The organism is Streptomyces sp. NPDC046977, assembly GCF_040644455.1.
GTDB lineage: Bacteria > Actinomycetota > Actinomycetes > Streptomycetales > Streptomycetaceae > Actinacidiphila.
The window spans coordinates 61,922-78,802 of sequence record NZ_JBEYWO010000030.1; the positions used below are offsets into that span (position 1 = coordinate 61,922).

General features: G+C 73.6%; 15 protein-coding genes and 1 pseudogene. 8 read left to right on the forward strand and 8 right to left on the reverse strand.

All coding sequences use genetic code 11. From position 1 onward, the window contains the following. Positions 1-11: 11 nt before the first annotated feature. From ABZ883_RS34150 to ABZ883_RS34180, 7 genes are all read right to left on the reverse strand, one after another. Positions 12-194, reverse strand: coding sequence for a hypothetical protein (locus tag ABZ883_RS34150; protein WP_360913200.1), 183 nt, complete (start codon positions 192-194; stop codon positions 12-14). Positions 195-302: 108 nt separating this feature from the next. Continuing rightward, entirely contained in the window at positions 303-1,226 is a 924-nt protein-coding gene (locus ABZ883_RS34155) for an alpha/beta hydrolase (protein ID WP_360913202.1), read from the reverse strand. 12 nt (positions 1,227-1,238) lie between these two features. Beyond that, entirely contained in the window at positions 1,239-1,712 is a 474-nt protein-coding gene (locus ABZ883_RS34160) for a phage holin family protein (protein WP_360913204.1), read from the reverse strand. 58 nt (positions 1,713-1,770) lie between these two features. Next, positions 1,771-3,180, reverse strand: a complete 1,410-nt coding sequence (nhaA, locus tag ABZ883_RS34165; RefSeq protein ID WP_360913206.1) for a Na+/H+ antiporter NhaA — start codon at positions 3,178-3,180, stop codon at positions 1,771-1,773. A 227-nt stretch (positions 3,181-3,407) separates the two neighbouring features. Beyond that, positions 3,408-5,369 (reverse strand): acetate--CoA ligase, encoded by a 1,962-nt coding sequence (gene acs / locus ABZ883_RS34170; protein WP_360913207.1) that lies wholly within the window; start codon positions 5,367-5,369, stop codon positions 3,408-3,410. A gap of 203 nt (positions 5,370-5,572) precedes the next feature. Further along, positions 5,573-7,924 carry a SulP family inorganic anion transporter gene (locus ABZ883_RS34175; RefSeq protein ID WP_360913209.1) on the reverse strand — a complete coding sequence of 784 codons (2,352 nt, stop codon included), beginning with the start codon at positions 7,922-7,924 and terminating at the stop codon, positions 5,573-5,575. Positions 7,925-8,142: 218 nt separating this feature from the next. Next, positions 8,143-9,123, reverse strand: a complete 981-nt coding sequence (locus ABZ883_RS34180; RefSeq protein ID WP_360913211.1) for an ATP-binding protein — start codon at positions 9,121-9,123, stop codon at positions 8,143-8,145. A 260-nt stretch (positions 9,124-9,383) separates the two neighbouring features. On the opposite strand from ABZ883_RS34180, the gene ABZ883_RS34185 reads away from it, so the two are divergent. Then, positions 9,384-10,214, forward strand: a complete 831-nt coding sequence (locus ABZ883_RS34185) for an oxidoreductase (protein ID WP_360913213.1) — start codon at positions 9,384-9,386, stop codon at positions 10,212-10,214. 399 nt (positions 10,215-10,613) lie between these two features. Here ABZ883_RS34185 and ABZ883_RS34190 read toward each other — a convergent pair whose 3' ends face one another. After that, entirely contained in the window at positions 10,614-11,438 is an 825-nt protein-coding gene (locus tag ABZ883_RS34190; protein ID WP_360913215.1) for an HAD-IB family hydrolase, read from the reverse strand. 655 nt (positions 11,439-12,093) lie between these two features. Here ABZ883_RS34190 and ssd point away from each other — a divergent pair. The 7 genes and pseudogenes from ssd to ABZ883_RS34225 all read left to right on the forward strand — a co-directional run. Beyond that, complete coding sequence (gene ssd, locus ABZ883_RS34195; protein WP_360913217.1) at positions 12,094-13,200, forward strand: septum site-determining protein Ssd; 1,107 nt, start codon at positions 12,094-12,096, stop codon at positions 13,198-13,200. Further along, entirely contained in the window at positions 13,197-14,351 is a 1,155-nt protein-coding gene (locus tag ABZ883_RS34200; protein WP_360913219.1) for a TadA family conjugal transfer-associated ATPase, read from the forward strand. The genes ssd and ABZ883_RS34200 overlap by 4 nt, the downstream gene beginning before the upstream one ends. Next, complete coding sequence (locus ABZ883_RS34205) at positions 14,348-15,253, forward strand: type II secretion system F family protein (protein ID WP_360913221.1); 906 nt, start codon at positions 14,348-14,350, stop codon at positions 15,251-15,253. The genes ABZ883_RS34200 and ABZ883_RS34205 overlap by 4 nt, the downstream gene beginning before the upstream one ends. Continuing rightward, positions 15,250-16,026 carry a type II secretion system F family protein gene (locus ABZ883_RS34210; RefSeq protein ID WP_360913222.1) on the forward strand — a complete coding sequence of 259 codons (777 nt, stop codon included), beginning with the start codon at positions 15,250-15,252 and terminating at the stop codon, positions 16,024-16,026. The genes ABZ883_RS34205 and ABZ883_RS34210 overlap by 4 nt, the downstream gene beginning before the upstream one ends. Before the next feature lie 9 nt (positions 16,027-16,035). Beyond that, positions 16,036-16,224, forward strand: a complete 189-nt coding sequence (locus tag ABZ883_RS34215) for a DUF4244 domain-containing protein (protein ID WP_360913224.1) — start codon at positions 16,036-16,038, stop codon at positions 16,222-16,224. Continuing rightward, complete coding sequence (locus tag ABZ883_RS34220) at positions 16,211-16,576, forward strand: TadE family type IV pilus minor pilin (protein ID WP_360913226.1); 366 nt, start codon at positions 16,211-16,213, stop codon at positions 16,574-16,576. Before ABZ883_RS34215 ends, ABZ883_RS34220 begins: the two co-directional genes overlap by 14 nt. Beyond that, positions 16,573-16,875, forward strand: a pseudogene (locus tag ABZ883_RS34225) (Rv3654c family TadE-like protein); the annotation flags it as partial. The gene ABZ883_RS34220 and the pseudogene ABZ883_RS34225, both read left to right, overlap by 4 nt. Between the last annotated feature and the right edge of the window lie 6 nt (positions 16,876-16,881).

Here is a 16,881-nt window from a genome sequence, read left to right on the forward strand (position 1 = left end):
GGGGGAGTTCGTCAGCCGCTGCGGGTGTGCCGCAGGCGGGCGCCGACCCATCGGGCGCGCCGCCTGAGGATGTGCGGGATGCCGAGCCCCGAGTCGCCCGGCCGGTGGTCCGGGGCCGTGGTCCCGGTGATGTTGCGCGCTCCGTTGGCGCGGCGATCGCGTGACACGTCACGGTAGTCGTGCGTCCAGCCCATACCGAGCTGTCTGCCCGGGGTCCAAGGTCCGTAATCGCCTGTGGGTCCATCAATTGGCCTATGCGTCCGGCATTTGGCTGATGGTCATATGGGATTAACGGTCGACGATCAACGGTCGGGCTCGGGGTCCTTCAGCCAGTTGATCAGCTCCGCCGAGAACGCCGCCGGGTCCTCCTCGTGCGGGAAGTGCCCGAGACCGTCGAACAGCCGCCAGCGGTAGGGCGCCTCGACGTAACTGCCGCTGCCGGCGGCGTGCCGCGCGCGCATCGCGGGGTCGAGCGAGCCGTGCAGATGCAGCGTCGGCACCCGTACCGGGCGCTTCATCCGGCGGTTGAACTGGAAGCCGTCCACCCGGGCCAGCGAGCGCACCATCCAGCGGTACGGCTCGATCGAGCAGTGCGCCGTGGATGGGATGCTCATCGCCCGGCGGTAGACCGCGACCACCTCGTCGTCCGGCATCCGCGGTCCCGACCAGTCCCGCAGCAGCTGCCCCACGAGCGCGGCGTCGTCCGCGACCAGCCGGCGCTCGGGGATCCACGGCCGCTGGAAGCCCCACACGTACGCCCCCGCCGCGCTGTGCCGCAGGTCCGAGAGCATCGCCGTGCGCCAGCGCCGCGGATGGGGCATCGAACTGACCGCCAGTCGGCGCACCAGCTTGGGCCGCATCGCGGCCGCCGTCCACGCCAGGTAGCCGCCGAGGTCGTGGCCGACCAGCGCGGCGTCCGGCTCGCCGAGCGAGCGGATCACACCGGTGACGTCGAGCGCCAGGTTCGCCGGGTCGTAGCCGCGCGGCGTGCGGTCGCTGCCGCCCACCCCGCGCAGGTCCATCGCGACCGCGCGGAAGCCCGCGTCGGCCAGGGCGGTCAGCTGGTCCCGCCAGGTCCACCAGAACTGCGGGAAGCCGTGCAGCAGCAGCACCAGCGGTCCGTCGCCCGCTTCGGCGATGTGGAAGCGCGCTCCGTTCGCCGCGACATCCCGGTGGGTCCAGGGCCCGTCGATCCGTACCACCGAGGAACTGTCAGCGACCGTCATGCCTTGAGCGTGTCATACCTTCGCCTCGAGCGTGCCCTCCGTTTCCGAAGGGCGGGGGTGCGGCTTGACGCCCTGGAGCACGGCCGCGGTCTCCTTGGCGGAGGCGATGCTGCGCTCCGGCTTCTTGATCTTCTTGAACTTCGCCATCGCCAGCAGGCCCAGCAGACCGGCCAGCACCAGGAACGCGCCGCCGACGATCAGGAACGACCAGGCGAGCCCCAGGCCCAGGTTGTGGATGCCGTAGGCGGCCGCGAAGCTCAGCACGGGCAGCGCGAAGAGCGCGAGGATGCCGGCCGCGCCGATCGCCCCGCCACCGATGCCGGCACGCTTGGCGTCCTGCCGGAGTTCGGCCTTGGCGAGGGCGATCTCCTCGTGGATCAGCTCCGAGAGATCCGCCGTGGCCGCGGCGAAGAGCTGGCCGAGACTGCGGCCGCCGTTCGCGTTCACGGTCACCGCCACGGGCTTGTCCACGTCCGCTGGGCTCATCGCGTCCTCCGTCGTTCGTCGGTTCATCGTGAAGTCATAACGGGCAAGTGGGTTACGGCTACCCCCTGATCATGCCCGACTCATCCTCGTCCGCGCCGCCGGAGCGCGCCACTTCCGCGAGCCTGCGGTGCTCGGCGGCCTTCGCGTCGTGGATCGCGGCCATGCGCAGATGGAACTCCGGGTTGCCCCATTCGTAGACGTCGGGGATGCCGTCCAGGTCGGTGTCCCGCTCCTCGTCCTCGCACATGCCGCGGTACTTGTTGTCGCGCAGCTTCAGCAGGACGGCGGCGCACAGGGCCGCCGTGCACGAGCCCACCAGCACCGCCGCCTTGATCTCCGGCGTCAGCACCTCGTCCCCCGCGAAGGCCAGCTCGCCGATGAGCAGCGACACCGTGAAGCCGATCCCCGCGAGCGAGGCCACGGCCAGCACGTCCGCCCACGCCAGGTCGGGATTGAGCTCCGCCCTGGTGAAGCGGGCCGCGAGCCAGGTGCCGCCGAAGACGCCCACCGTCTTGCCGACGACCAGGCCGAGCACCACCCCCAGCGTCTCCGGACGGGTGAACACCTGCCCGAGTGCTCCCCCGGTGACCGGCACCCCGGCCGAGAAGAGCGCGAACAGCGGCACCGCCAGCCCCGCCGACACCGGCCGCACAAGGTGCTCGATCCGCTCGCCCGGCGACTCCTTCTCGCCCTCGCGGTGGTGGCAGCGCAGCATCAGGCCCATCGCCACACCCGCGATGGTCGCGTGCACCCCGCTGGCGTGCATCAGGCCCCAGTTGGCCACGGCCAGCGGCACGTAGACGTACCAGCCGCGGACCTCCTTGCGCAGCAGCAGCCAGAACAGGAAGAGGCCGGCGAAGGCCAGGCCCAGCGCCGCGAAGTTGATGCCGCTGGTGAAGAAGATCGCGATGATCAGGATCGCGAGGAGGTCGTCGACGACGGCGAGTGTGAGCAGGAAGGCACGCAGCGCGGAGGGCAGCGAGGTGCCGAGCACCGCCAGCACCGCGAGCGCGAAGGCGATGTCGGTCGCCGTCGGCACCGCCCAGCCCTGCAGCGAGCCCCCGCCCGCCGCGTTCACCACCGCATACACGGCCGCGGGCACCGCCATGCCGCACACGGCGGCGATGACGGGCAGCGCCGCGGCCGACGGGGTGCGCAGTTCGCCGACCACCAGTTCGCGCTTGAGCTCGATGCCGGCGACGAAGAAGAACACCGTCAGCAGGCCGTCCGCGGCCCAGTGCGACACCGACAGGTCCAGATGCAGGACGGCGGGCCCGAAATGATGGCCGACGGTCGCCGCGTACGAGGCGCTCACCGGGCTGTTCGCCCACACCAGCGCCGCCACCGCCGCCAGGAGCAAAAGCATGCCGCCGACGGTCTCCGCGCGCAGCGCCTCGGCGACGTAGTTCCGCTCCAGGAGCGGGATGCGTCCCAGGAAGACGGAACGGCGGCGGTTGGACGCGTTCACGGGTGGACCTCCGGTCGGGTGCGGCCATGGCTGTACACCTCGCCGACCAGACTTCCCGGCACGCCCTGTTTTCTGTCGCGTTTCTAACGCGCTTCCAGCCTAACGGGCGGGGCCGCCGGACTGCTCCGGCCCTGTTCACCTTACGGACATCCCCCAGGCGCCGCAGGACGCGCGCGGACAGACGAAAGGCCCCCGAAGGGGCCCGTCGTCCGCACCGCGGAGGGTGCTCAGTCCTCGCCGGGGGCGGAGGGCAGCTTCGCCTGGATGAGGTCCATGACCGTGGAGTCGGTCAGCGTCGTCACGTCCCCGAGCTGCCGGTTCTCGGCGACGTCCCGCAGCAGACGGCGCATGATCTTGCCGGAGCGGGTCTTCGGCAGTTCCGCCACCGTGAGGATCCGCTTGGGCTTGGCGATCGGGCCGAGCGTCTTGGCCACGTGGTCGCGGAGCTGGGCGATCAGCTCGTCGCCGTCGTCGCCCAGGGCGGCGCCGCGCAGGATCACGAACGCGACGATCGCCTGGCCGGTGGTGTCGTCGGCGGCGCCGACGACGGCGGCCTCGGCGACCTTCGGGTGCGAGACGAGCGCCGACTCGACCTCGGTGGTGGAGATGTTGTGGCCGGACACCAGCATCACGTCGTCGACCCGGCCGAGCAGCCAGATGTCGCCGTCGTCGTCCTTCTTGGCGCCGTCGCCGGCGAAGTAGCGGCCCTCGAACCGGGACCAGTAGGTGTCGAGGTAGCGCTGGTCGTCACCCCAGATGGTGCGGAGCATCGACGGCCACGGCTCGGTCAGCACGAGGTAGCCGCCGGCGCCGTTGGGCACCTCGTTCGCCTCGTCGTCCACGACGGTCGCGGAGATGCCGGGCAGGGCGCGCTGCGCCGAGCCGGGCTTGGTCTCCGTCACGCCGGGCAGCGGGGAGATCATCATGGCGCCGGTCTCGGTCTGCCACCAGGTGTCCACGATCGGGCAGCGGCCGCCGCCGATGTGCTCGCGGTACCAGATCCACGCCTCGGGGTTGATCGGCTCGCCGACGCTGCCCAGCACACGCAGCGAGGACAGGTCGAACTTGGCGGGGATGTCGTCGCCCCACTTCATGAAGGTGCGGATCGCGGTGGGCGCCGTGTAGAGGATCGAGACCCCGTACTTCTGGACGATCTCCCAGAAGCGGCCCTGGTGCGGGGTGTCGGGGGTGCCCTCGTACAGCACCTGGGTGGCGCCGTTGGCCAGCGGCCCGTACACGATGTACGAGTGGCCGGTGACCCAGCCGACGTCGGCCGTGCACCAGTAGACGTCGGTCTCCGGCTTGAGGTCGAACACCGCGTGGTGGGTGTACGCGGCCTGGGTGAGGTAGCCGCCGGAGGTGTGCAGGATGCCCTTGGGCTTACCCGTCGTGCCCGAGGTGTAGAGGATGAACAGCGGGTGCTCGGCCTCGAAGGGCTCCGGAGTGTGCTCGGTGCTCTGCGCCTCCAGCGCCTCGTGCCACCACACGTCGCGGCCCTCGGTCCAGGCGACCTCCTGGCCGGTGCGGCGGACGACCAGCACCTTGCTCACGCTCTCGGTGCGGTCCACGGCGTCGTCCACGGCGGGCTTGAGCGCCGAGGGCTTGCCGCGGCGGTAGCCGCCGTCGGCCGTGATGACCAGCTTCGCGTCCGCGTCCTGGATACGGGCGGCCAGGGCGTCGGCGGAGAAGCCGCCGAAGACCACCGAGTGCGCGGCGCCGATGCGGGCGCAGGCCAGCATCGCCACGACGGTCTCGGGGATCATCGGCATGTAGACCGCGACCCGGTCCCCGGCCTGCACGCCGAGCGCCGTGAGGGCGTTGGCGGCCCGGCTGACCTCGTCCTTCAGCTCGGCGTAGGTGACGGCCCGGGTGTCGCCGGGCTCGCCCTCGAAGTGGAGGGCGACGCGGTCGCCGTTGCCGGCCTCCACGTGCCGGTCGACGCAGTTGTACGCCACGTTCAGCGTGCCGTCGGCGAACCACTTGGCGAACGGCGGGTTCGACCAGTCCAGCGTCTCGGTCGGCTCCTTCGCCCAGGCCAGCCGGCGGGCCTGCGCCGCCCAGAAGCCCAGCCGGTCCTCGCCCGCCTGCCGGTAGGCCTCCGCGGTGACATTGGCACCGGCCGCCAGGTCGGCGGGCGGAGCGAACCGGCGCTCCTCCTTCAAAAGGTTGGCCAGGCTCTCGTTGCTCACGCCGTGCTCCTTCGCAGGGGTCCTCGTGTGTCCCAGGCCATAGCTCACCAGCACGGGGGCGGGATGACAAGGGTTCGCGGCGAATATTGGTTTAGACCTGTCATGGTGGCGGCGCACGTGACCCGCACCGCCCGCGCGCACCCCGGCCCGCCGGCGGACGGCCGGCGGGCCGGGGGACAGTGGGTGCGGCGCAGCGCCGCCGGTCAGCGGACCGGGGCCGGCTCCTCCGGGCGTACGGCGGCGAACGTGCCGGTCCCGGCGTCGAGGACGTACGCCTGCGCCTCCGCGACGTGGAAGTACATGCCGTGCAACTGCAGGGACCCCTCGGCCACCCTGCGGGCGACACAGGCGTGCGCCATCAGATGGTCGAGCTGCTGCACCACATTGACCAGGCAGAGCCGTTCGAGGTCGTCGGTGACCGGGCGGTCGGCGACCGCGACCTCGCCGCGTCCCAGCCGGCCGATCCGCTCCATCCGGGCCAGGCTCGGCCGTCCGTGCCGCAGCCAGCGCGCCAGCGGCGTCTGCGCGCCCGGATCGCGGCCTGCGCCGCCGAGCAGCGCCTGCATCGCGCCGCAGCCGGAATGGCCGCACACGGTGATGCTGCCGACCTTCAGCACCTCCACCGCGTACTCGATGGCCGCGCCGACCGAGTCGCACGAGGCGTCGGCACCGGGAGGCGGCATCAGATTGCCCACATTGCGCACCGTGAACAGGTCGCCGGGACCACTGGAGGTGATCATGCTGGTGACCAGGCGCGAGTCGGCGCAGGTGAGGAAGAGCTGGGTGGGCCGCTGGCCCTCCCGGGCGAGCCGCGCCAGTTCCTCCCTGACCAGCGGGGCCGTGTTGCGCTGGAAGGCGCTGAGCCCGCCGACCAGTTGCCCGGCCCCGCCCGATCCGGCACCCGGCCTGGTGCAGTGGTGGTTGCGCCACGGCGTCCACGGGCGGCACGCGTGCGTGCTGGCCGGGACCATGATCGGCGTACCGGTGCGGCCGGTGAGCGTCGCCCAGCCGCCGCGCGCCCGGTGCGCCTCGCACCAGTGGTGCAGGCTCTCGTACGCCGCGTGGTCCATGAAGGAGCCGTCCAGCGTGATCACCGCGTTGGCCCCGTCCGGGACCTCCGCCAGTGCCCGGGTCAGCCGGGGCACCGCGAGGAACGTCAACTGCCCCCGTACGTGGACCCGGTGGACACCGGCCTCCTCCAGCACCGTGATCCGGGTGTGCGTCAGCCGCCGCAGCGACAGGAAGACCGCCACCACGATGCCGGTCGTCACTCCCGCGAGGACGCCGAAGGCGACGACCGCGACCAGCGTGGCCGCGTACACCGGGAACTCCCGGTGCCGCTGCACATGCCGGATGTGCGCGAAGCTCACCATCTTCACGCCGACCACCATCACCAGCGCGGCGAGCGCGGCCAGCGGGATCAGCTCCAGCACCCCGGCCAGCAGCCCGGCGCAGACCAGCACCCACACGCCGTGCAGCACCGTGGCCCGGCGGGTGCGGGCGCCCGCGGCGACGTTCGCCGAACCGCGGATCGCGCCACCGGCGACCGGCAGCCCGCCGAGCAGTCCGGAGAAGACGTTCGAGGCGCCCTGGCCGAGCAGTTCGCGGTTCAGGTCGGCGCGGCCGCCGGTCCCGTCACCGGGTTCGGCGCGGCCCGTACGGAGCTTGTCGATCGCCACCGCGGACAGCAGCGACTCCATGCTGGCCACCAGCGTCACCGTCAGGACGGCCGCCGCGATACCCGCCACCGGTCCGTCCGGCAGCCCCGGCATCGCCACGGCGTGCAGCGCGGGCAGCTCCACGCGCGGCAGCGCGATGGGGACGCCGACCGCCGTCGCCGCCGCGATCGCGGCCAGCGGCGCCGGCAGGGCGGATCGCAGCGCGTGCCCCGCCCTGCCCGGCAGCCGCGGCCACAGCACGAGGACGGCCACGGTCACCGCCCCGACCAGCAGTGCCCCGGGATGCGGCGCGGCCAACTGACCTGGCAGCGCGGCCAGATTGGCCAGGGCCGAGCTGTCCGGACTGCCACCGAGGGCGACATGGAGCTGGGCGATGGCGATGGCGGCGCCGATGCCGGCCAGCATCCCGTGCACGATCGCGGGGCTGACGGCGAGTGCCGCGCGGGCCACCCGTACGGCGCCGAGGGCGAGTTGGCAGATGCCGGCGAGCACGGTGATGGCGCAGGTGGTGCGCCAGCCGTAGCGCTGGACAAGGTCGGCGGTGACGACGACCAGGCTGGTGGCGGCGCCGCTGACCTGGAGCGGGGCGCCGCCGAGCAGCCCGGCGACGATGCCACCCACCGCCGCCGCGACCAGTCCGGCCTGGAGCGGGGCGCCGGTCGCCAGGGCGATGCCCAGCGACAGCGGTACGGCGATCAGGAAGACGGCGACCGAGGCGGACAGGTCGTGCCGCCACGCGGCGGCGGAACCTCCGCCGCGGGCCCCCGGCGACGGCTGGGCATGGGGCCCGGGGGCCCGCGGTGGTTCTTTTGGGGAGCCCTGCGGACGGCGGGGACGGCCGGGCGGCTGGGCTTTCGGCTGGTGCGTGGGGTGCATGTTCCCGTCTCCTCCGGGGCGGCGCGGCTGCGTGCGGTGTGCGCGTACGCGGTCGTGGTCACGGCTGTGCGGCGGGTGCTGTGCTGAGGTGGTGCTGCCGAACCCTGGGCAGGGGTGTCAACGGAACGTGACGGTCTCGTTACTGCCAAGAGTCGGTAAATGGAGAGTAATCCACACAAATGGTCTTTGGATAAAGATTCGCCCGTCCGGGCGAGCGATTACCTCGTGAGGGTGAGCCGTTCGTCCAGGACGAAGGCCGGGTCGACCTGGGCGGCCAGATCGGCGCCGGTGCGCTCGTTCCCCCAGCTCTCGGCGTTCTTCAGGTGGAAGTGGACCATCTGCCGGGTGTAGCGCTCCCAGTCCCGCGACGCGTACGCGGCGTCCGCGGTTTCGTGCATCACGCGCAGCGCGCGGCGGTTGGGCTCCTCCAGCGAGGCGAAGTGCGGCGGGCGGCCCTTCTCCATCGAGCGCACCCAGTCGGAGTGGCCCACGGTCACCAGCAGGTCGTCCCCGGTCTCCGCCCGCAGGAACTCCAGGTCGTCCGGCTCCTGCACCTTGTTGCCCACCACGCGCAGCGCGACACCGTAGTCCCGGGCGTACTCCTTGTACTGGCGGTAGACGGCGACGCCCTTGCGGGTCGGTTCGGCGACCAGGAAGGTCATGTCGAAGCGGGTGAACATTCCGGAGGCGAAGGAGTCGCTGCCGGCCGTCATGTCGACGACCACGTACTCGTCGCGGCCGTCCACCAGATGGTTGAGGAACAGCTCCACCGCCCCGACCTTGGAGTGGTAGCAGGCCACGCCGAGATCGGACTCGTTGAAGGGGCCGGTCACCATCAGGCGGGCCTCGCCGCCCTCCAGCGTCAGCGGGCGGGCGCACGCGCCGTAGACCGGGTTGTCCTCGGTGACCCGCAGGAGGCGCGAGCCGTGCCCCGGCGGCGTGGTCTTGATCATGGTCTCGGCGGAGGCGATCCGCGGATTGGCGCCGCGCAGGTACTCCTTGATCTCCGGCAGGTGCGCGCCCATCGCGGGGAAGGCGGCGGCCTCCTCCTCGTCGAGCCCGAGCGCCGGGCCGAGGTGCTGGTTGATGTCCGCGTCGACGGCGACCACGGGGACACCGGCGGCGGAGAGGTGGCGGACGAAGAGGGAGGACAGCGTGGTCTTGCCACTGCCGCCCTTTCCGACGAAAGCGATCTTCATGTTCGTTAAGCGTAGTCGTGGCCATGCCGCGTTCCCGCGTGTCACGCCGGGAGTTCACCCGTCGGTGGACGCGCCCGTCACGCGGACGGGCCTGTGACCGGCCGGCGGGTTCGCCGCCGGGGACCCTCCGGTGTCCTGCCGGGGGACGTCGCTCGGGCCCGTTCCCCGGCGGCTTCCGGTGGCTTTTGGCTGCTTCCGGCCCGGGTGACGAACCCCACTCGCCCGCCGGGGCACCGGCCGGGGTGCGTAGGGTCGTACTCATGGGTACGACAGCTGATCCGCTCGCCGTTCTCGGCTCGCTCCCCGGAGTCGCCGATTCCGTGGCACTCGTCCGCAAGGCCGTGGACCAGGCCTACGGGCACCGGGTGATGCGCCGCCGCTCCGACGAGGTGGCCTCCGAAGCCGCACTGCGCGGTGCCCGCGCCTCGGCCGCCCTCGCCGGCGCCGACTGGGCGCTGGAGGAAATACGCCGGCGCAGCGACTTCTCCGTCGACGGCGAGGCGCGCACCGTCGGCGCCGCGCTGCGGCTCACCGCCGAGTCCGGCCAACTGCTCGGCGTCTGGCGGCAGTCGCCGCTTCAGGCACTGGCCCGCCTCCACCTGGTCGCGGCCGGCGGTGCCGCCCCGGACGAGACCGTCGGCCGCCCGCGGCTCGCGGGCGAACCGGTGGACGAACCCCTGCTGCAGGAAGCGGAGTTCGTACTGCCGGCCGCCTCGGAGGTCGTGGCCCGGCTCGACGGCCTCGCGGAACTGCTGCTCGCGGGCAGCGACGCGCCCGCGCTCGTCGTCGCGGCCGTCGTGCACGGCGAGCTGCTGTGCCTGCGCCCCTTCGGCACGTACAACGGGCCGCTGGCGCGTGCGGCGCAGCGCCTCGTGCTGGTCGGCAGCGGCCTCGACCCCAAGTCGATCTGCCCGGCCGAGGTCGGCCACGCGGAGCTGGGCCGCGCCGACTATCTCAAGGCGCTGCGCGGCTACGTCTCCGGCACACCGGAAGGGATGGCCGCCTGGATAGCGCACTGCGGCCGGGCGGTGGGGCTGGGCGTCCGGGAGAGCGTGGCCGTGTGCGAGGCACTGCAGCGCGGCGCCGCCTGAGGGGCTGCAAGCCGCCCCGGGCTCCGGGAGCCCCGGGAGCGCTCCAGGAATTCCGGGAACTCTGGGAACTCTGGGCACGAAGTTGCGGCGGCACCGCGAGGGTGCCGCCGCTGGCATGATCGTCGAGTTACCAAGCGTGCACGATATTTGCCCATCAGGTCGGGGTCTTTGCCCGTACCTGGTGCGGCCGGCCCGGTCAGCGGGTCTGCGTCGCGTGGGTGCCCGGTGGTCATGCTCGGTCCGTGGGGCCTGATACGACGGGGTTCCTCTCGGATGTCCGTGGTCACGCGGGCCTTACGACCTTTTTACTGCACGTGGGGAGGAACCGGAACCCCTCGCCGCATTTCTTTGCATACCGGGACGATCCGGGCGCCGCTGGGGCGCGGTGGTACGGCGCGGTCAGGCGGTACGGCGGCGCCGGGTCGCGTACCAGACCAGGCCGGCCGTCGCCGCGGCGGCGCCGACGGCGGCGAGCGCCAGGGCGGGACCGGTGGGGATCGCCAGCGACGGCACGCGCTGGTGCAGCCGCACGGGACGGCTGAAGGTGAGGACCGGCCACTCGCGCGCCACCGCCTCGCGGCGCAGCCCGCGGTCGGGGTTGACGGCGTAGGGGTGTCCCACCGCCTCCAGCATGGGGATGTCGGTGACGGAGTCGCTGTAGGCGAAGGATCGCTCGAGGTCGTAGCCCTCGGACTCGGCGAGCCGGGCGACCGCCTCCGCCTTGGCCGGGCCGTAGACGTAGTGGTCGATGCTGCCGGTGTAGCGGCCGTCCTCCACGGTCATCCGGGTGGCGACCACATGGTCGGCGCCCAGCATCTCGCCGATCGGTTCCACGACCTCGGCGCCCGAGGCGCTGACGATGACGACGTCGCGGCCGGCGAGGTGGTGCTCCTCGATGAGGGAGGCGGCCTCGTCGTAGATGATCGGGTCGATGAGGTCGTGGAGTGTTTCGGCCACGATCTCCCGCACTTGCTGCACATTCCAGCCACGGCAGAGGTCGGAGAGGTACTTTCGCATCCCCTCCATCTGGTCGTGGTCCGCGCCGCCGAGCAGATAGACGAACTGGGCGTACGCGGTCCGCAGCACGGCGCGCCGGTTGATGAGGCCGCCTTGATAGAAGGGCCTGCTGAACGCCAAGGTGCTCGACTTGGCGATCACCGTCTTGTCGAGATCGAAGAACGCGGCGGTGCGCGGCGACAGGTGGTTTTCCACGAGGACGAGCATAGGGACCCACCATTCGGCGTAAGCTCGGGCGCGTGGGTTTGCCTGAGAAGGCCTTCGGGTACACCATGGAAGTCACGGATCGTTCGCGACCGTGCTAACCCGGTCTGGCTCCTCCCCCCCCGAGTCGGACCGTGGGGACGACCCCCGCTCTCCCCCCCGGCGGGGGTCGTCGCATGTCCGGGGACGTTTTCAGCGCTGAGGCCCGGGTGGCCCCGCTCCGTTTTCCAGCACTCCTCCGCGTCGGCGGGCGGGGTTCGTCGCGTCCCTTGATCGTCACTGTGTGTGATGCTTTGCATTCGGTGCGAATCCGGTGTGCCGTCCAGTGGAAGTGGCCGAACTCACCCGCACGGGTGGCGGAGATATCCACAAGCCCTGAGTTATCCACCGATTCTCATCAAGATCAACAACTTTCGCCAACTCGCGTGACTCTGGCCGTAAATGTTGCGCCGGAGATGTGCTCGGCGCTTATGCCCGGTGCCGCTGGGACGGACCGGAACGAGCGAGGAGGGCGGGGTAGGTCGTGGTCGATTCAATCAAAGCCGGGGCAAAGGGAGCGCGGGGCGATAATCGGGCAGGCGGCATGCTGTCCGGAAGGCCGCGTGGAACGTCGCGGGGACCGGGCCCCGGACGGGGGGCGGAAGGCGCGCCTCCCGGTGTGCCCGAGCGCGGTGGCACGGGCGGCCCGGGAGGCGGCGCGGGACCGCTGATCGTCACCGAGGACGGTGACCTGCTCGACGACCTGCTGCGGCTGTGCGCGGCGGCGGGCGCCGAGCCCGAGGTGGTCTTCGGGGCGCCGCCGGGGCCGCGGAGCTGGGAGCGCGCCCCGCTGGTACTGGTCGGCGCGGCCGACACCCGGCGGCTGTCGGGCACGGTGCGGCGCCGCGGTGTGCTCCTGGTGGGACGTGATCTGGACGACTCCGATGTATGGCGGCGCGCGGTGGACGTCGGAGCCGACCATGTCGCCTTCCTGCCCGACGCCGAGTCCTGGCTGACCGACCGGATCGCCGACGCGGCGGAGGGTGTCGGCGACCCGGCCCTGACGATCGGGGTCGTCGGCGGCAGCGGTGGCGCCGGGGCCAGCACGCTGGCGTGCGCGCTGGCCGTCACGGCGGCCCGCACCGGGCGCCGCACGGTGCTGGTCGACGCCGACCCGCTCGGCGGCGGACTGGACGTACTGCTCGGCGCGGAAAGGGTGGCCGGGCTGCGCTGGCCGGACCTTGCCGAGTCCCGGGGCCGGGTCAACAGCGGCGCCCTGGAGGAGTCGTTGCCGCGTGCGCACGCCCTGAGCGTGCTGAGCTGGGACCGCGGGGACACCGTGGTCGTCCCACCGCAGGCGATGCGGTCCGTCATGGGCGCTGCCCGGCGGCGCGGCGGCGTGGTCGTCGTGGACCTGCCGCGGCGGATGGACGAGGCCGTGACGGAGGCGCTGGCCCAGACGGACGTGGGCCTGCTGGTCGTGCCCGCCGAACTGCGGGCCGTCGCGGCGGCGGGCCGGGTCGCCTCCCGGATGGGCATGGTGCTGCGCGACCTGCGGGCCGTCGTCCGCGGGCCGTTCGCCTCCGGGCTGACCGACGCGGCCGTCGCCGATCTGGTGGGCCTGCCGCTCGCGGGTGAACTGCCGGCCGAGCCGGGGCTGCCCGCGTCGCTGGACGGGGGCGAACCGCCCGGAAGCGGTGTGCGCGGACCGCTCGCGCGGTTCTGTGCGGCGTTCCTGGCGGCCGCCCTGCCGAGCCTGCCGAACGGCGGGAGTGTGACCGCATGAGCGCCGGCACGATGGCCCCCGGGCTGCTCGACGCCGTGCGGCTGCGGCTCGCCGCCGCTGGTGACGAGCCGACACCGGCAGGCGTGGCCGCCGCCCTGCGGGCGCAGGGCCGGCTGCTCGGCGACACCGAAGTCCTCGACGTGGTGGCCGGGTTGCGCTCGGAGATGGTCGGGGCCGGTCCGCTGGAGGCGCTGCTCGCCGAACCCGACGTCACCGATGTGCTGGTCAACGGGCCCGACGAGGTCTGGGTGGATCGCGGCGCGGGGCTGGAGCGCACCGGTGTGCGGTTCCCGGACGCGCTCGCGGTGCGCCGGCTGGCGCAACGGCTCGCCACGGCAGCGGGACGCCGCCTGGACGACGCCCGGCCCTGGGTGGACGCCCGCCTCCCGGACGGCACGAGGCTGCACGCCGTACTGCCGCCGGTGGTGGTCGGTGCGCCCTGCCTGTCGCTGCGCGTCGTACGCACCCGTGCCTTCGCGCTGGAGGAACTGGTGGCGGCGGGCAGCATGGACCACGACACGGCGGCACTGCTGCGGGCGGTGCTCGACGCCCGCCTGTCCTTCCTCGTCTCCGGCGGCACGGGATCGGGCAAGACGACCCTGCTGAGCTGCCTGCTCGGACTGGTCGACCCGGGTGAACGCATCGTCCTCGCCGAGGACTCGGCCGAGTTGCGGCCCCGGCATCCGCACGTCGTCCGCCTGGAGACCAGGCCCCCCAATCAGGAGGGCGCCGGGCTCGTCACGCTGCGGGACCTCGTGCGGCAGGCGCTGCGGATGCGGCCCGACCGGCTCGTCGTGGGCGAGGTCCGAGGGCCTGAAGTGCTCGACCTGCTGGGAGCGTTGAACACCGGGCACGAGGGCGGCTGCGGCACTGTGCACGCGAACGCCGCCTGCGACGTCCCGGCGCGGCTGGAGGCGCTGGGCGCCGTGGCCGGGCTGGACCGGGCGGCGCTGCACAGCCAGCTGGCCGCCGCCCTGTCGGTGGTCGTGCACCTGGTCCGCGAGCGTTCCGGACGCCGCCGCGTCGCCGAGGTCCATGTGCTGCAGCGCGGCGCGGACGGCATCGTCGGCACCGTACCCGCTCTGCGCGACGGTGAACGGGGCCCCGGATGGCCGCGGTTGGCCGCCCTGTGCGAGCGGGGTGCGGCATGAGCGCCCCCGTCCTCGTCGCCGCGCTGTGCGCGGGTGTGGCGGCCTGGGTGCTGTGCGGACGGGACGAGGCGGTGCGCCGCGCGCGAACGCTCCTGGCGGGCCCCTGGGAGCCGCCGGGACCGTCGGGCGGGGTCCCGGGGCCGCGGAGGCTGGAGATGCGCGCCCACGCCGTTCTGGAGCCGTTCCGGGCCCGTTTCGGGTGGCGCCTGGGGCGTGAACTGCTCTGCCTGCCGCCCGGGTTGGCCATCGCGGGGCTCACGCACTCGGTGGTGCCCGCGGTGCTGGCGGCCGGCGCGGTGCCGCTCGTGGGGCGGTGGCTGCGCGGCCGGGAGTCGCGGGCGGTGGCCGAGGAGCGGGCGACAGCCGTAGGGGCGTTGTGCGCCGCCGTCGCGGGCGATCTGCGGGCCGGGCTGGCCCCGCAGGGTGCGCTGGCCGGGACGCTGCTGCGGGAGGGCTGGCCGGGCAGGCCCGCCCTCGCCGACGCGGCGCTGCCCCTGCTGGCCGCCGCACGCTTCGGCGGCGATGTGCCGGGGGCACTGCGGACGGCCGCCCGGCTCGACGGTGCCCAGGGGCTCGCCGGGGTGGCCGCGTGCTGGCAGGTCGCTGTCGACGGGGGCGCGGGCCTCGCGGACGGCCTGGACCGGATCGCCGCGGCCCTGCGGTCCGAGCGCGATCAACGGGAAGATCTGCGCGCCCAGTTGGCCGCACCTCGTTCCACGGTGCTGATGCTGGCGCTCCTGCCGCTGTTCGGGCTGGTGCTGGGCACCGGGCTGGGCGCGGACCCGGTGGGGACGCTGCTGCGCACCCCGTTCGGGCTGGGCTGCCTGGCCTCCGGCGGAGTGCTGGAGTGGGCCGGGCTGGCCTGGACCGCGCGGATCGTGCGGACGGCGGAGGCGTCATGAGCGGCGAGTTCGTCCACAGGCTGGGGATCGTCGTGGCGGTCGTGGCCGCCGCCCTGTGCACGGCCGGGGCACTGGCCGCGGCCCGCCGTGAGAGGGCGGCCCGGCGCCGGGGCCGCCGGCTCCTGGGAGCCCCGGCCCACCACGCCCGCACCCGGGCACGGCCGCGGCTGGACGCCCTGCGGGTGTGGGCCCCGGTCGCCGGCGTCGCCCTGGGTGCGTTCGCCCTGGTCGGCGGCGTGCCCGGCTGCCTCGCCGGGCTGGCCGCGGCGTACGGGATGCGGCGGTGGCAGCGCCGGCGGCCGACCGGCGGGGACACGGCCCTGATCCGGGCGGAGCGTCAGCTTCCGCTCGCCGCCGATCTGCTGGCCGCCTGCGTGGCGGCCGGGGCGGGTCCGCGGGAGGCCGCGGAGGCGGTCGGGCCGTCCCTCGGCGGACCACTCGGGGAGGCCCTGACCCGGGCCGCCGCGGAACTCCGGCTGGGCGGCGACCCCGCCGGGTGCTGGGCACGGCTGGACCGGCTCGGCTGCCGGGAACTGGCGCGCTGCATGGAGCGCGCGGCGACGACGGGCGTGCCGCCGGTCGAGGAGATCTCACGGCTCGCCGCCGGCTGCCGGGCCGCGCACGCCCGCTCGGGACTCGCCCGGGCACGGCGTGCCGGAGTGCTGATCACAGCCCCGCTGGGGCTGTGCTTCCTGCCGGCCTTCCTCCTCGTGGGGGTCGCGCCGGTGGTCATGGGACTGGCGGGGACGATCCTCGCCGGCGGAACGATCTGAGGGGGAGTCATGCGATTTCTGAGGAAGCTGGCGCGCCGTTGCAGGACCGGCGAGAGCGGGATGACGACAGCCGAGTACGCGGTCGGCACCCTGGCCGCCTGCGGGTTCGCCGCCGTGCTCTACAAGGTGGTCACCTCCGGCGTGGTGAGCGAGGCGCTCGGCGGGCTGATCAAGCGGGCCCTCGATGTGGCGTTCTAGGCGGGCCCGGGACGGCGGGTACGTCACCGCGGAGGCCGCCGTCGTCATCCCGTCGCTGGTGCTCCTGACCGCGATGCTGCTGTGGGGGCTCGCGGCCGCCGCCGCGCAGATCCGCTGCGTCGACGCCGCGCGGGCCGGGGCCCGCGCGGCGGCCCGGGACGAGCCGGAGGGCGCCGTACTGGCGGCCGCGCGGTCCGCGGCACCCGCCGGGGCCGGCGTCGCGGTCCGGCGGGGCGACGGACTGGTCCGGGTGACCGTCGAGGCCCGTTCGCTGTCCCTCACGCTGCACGGTGAGGCGGTCGCCGCCGTCGAGGGTCAGGTACCCGCCGGGCAGCCGGGGGAGACGCCGTGAGGCCCGGCAGGGACCGGGGCTCGGCCACGGTGTGGGCGACGCTGCTGGGCGCGGTGCTGGTCCTCGCGGCCTGCGCGGTGCTCGCCCTGGCAGCCGCGATCGCCGCCCGGCACCGTGCCGGGGCCGCCGCGGACCTCGCCGCCCTCGCCGCGGCCGACCACGCCCTGCGCGGTGCTGAAGCGGCCTGTGCCCTCGCCGGGAGGGTTGCCGCGGCGCAGCACGCCCGTTTGGTGCGCTGCGCGGTGACCGGCGAGATCGCCGACGTCACGGCGGCCGTGGGGCCCGCCGAGGTCCGGTCCCGGGCC

Coding starts and splice junctions, on each gene's coding strand:
- ABZ883_RS34150 (WP_360913200.1), bottom strand. CDS start 194: ATGGGCTGGACGCACGACTACCGTGACGTGTCACGCGATCGCCGCGCC.
- ABZ883_RS34155 (WP_360913202.1), bottom strand. CDS start 1,226: ATGACGGTCGCTGACAGTTCCTCGGTGGTACGGATCGACGGGCCCTGG.
- ABZ883_RS34160 (WP_360913204.1), bottom strand. CDS start 1,712: ATGAGCCCAGCGGACGTGGACAAGCCCGTGGCGGTGACCGTGAACGCG.
- ABZ883_RS34175 (WP_360913209.1), bottom strand. CDS start 7,924: ATGCACCCCACGCACCAGCCGAAAGCCCAGCCGCCCGGCCGTCCCCGC.
- ABZ883_RS34180 (WP_360913211.1), bottom strand. CDS start 9,123: ATGAAGATCGCTTTCGTCGGAAAGGGCGGCAGTGGCAAGACCACGCTG.
- ABZ883_RS34185 (WP_360913213.1), top strand. CDS start 9,384: ATGGGTACGACAGCTGATCCGCTCGCCGTTCTCGGCTCGCTCCCCGGA.
- ABZ883_RS34190 (WP_360913215.1), bottom strand. CDS start 11,438: ATGCTCGTCCTCGTGGAAAACCACCTGTCGCCGCGCACCGCCGCGTTC.
- ABZ883_RS34200 (WP_360913219.1), top strand. CDS start 13,197: ATGAGCGCCGGCACGATGGCCCCCGGGCTGCTCGACGCCGTGCGGCTG.
- ABZ883_RS34205 (WP_360913221.1), top strand. CDS start 14,348: ATGAGCGCCCCCGTCCTCGTCGCCGCGCTGTGCGCGGGTGTGGCGGCC.
- ABZ883_RS34210 (WP_360913222.1), top strand. CDS start 15,250: ATGAGCGGCGAGTTCGTCCACAGGCTGGGGATCGTCGTGGCGGTCGTG.
- ABZ883_RS34215 (WP_360913224.1), top strand. CDS start 16,036: ATGCGATTTCTGAGGAAGCTGGCGCGCCGTTGCAGGACCGGCGAGAGC.
- ABZ883_RS34220 (WP_360913226.1), top strand. CDS start 16,211: ATGTGGCGTTCTAGGCGGGCCCGGGACGGCGGGTACGTCACCGCGGAG.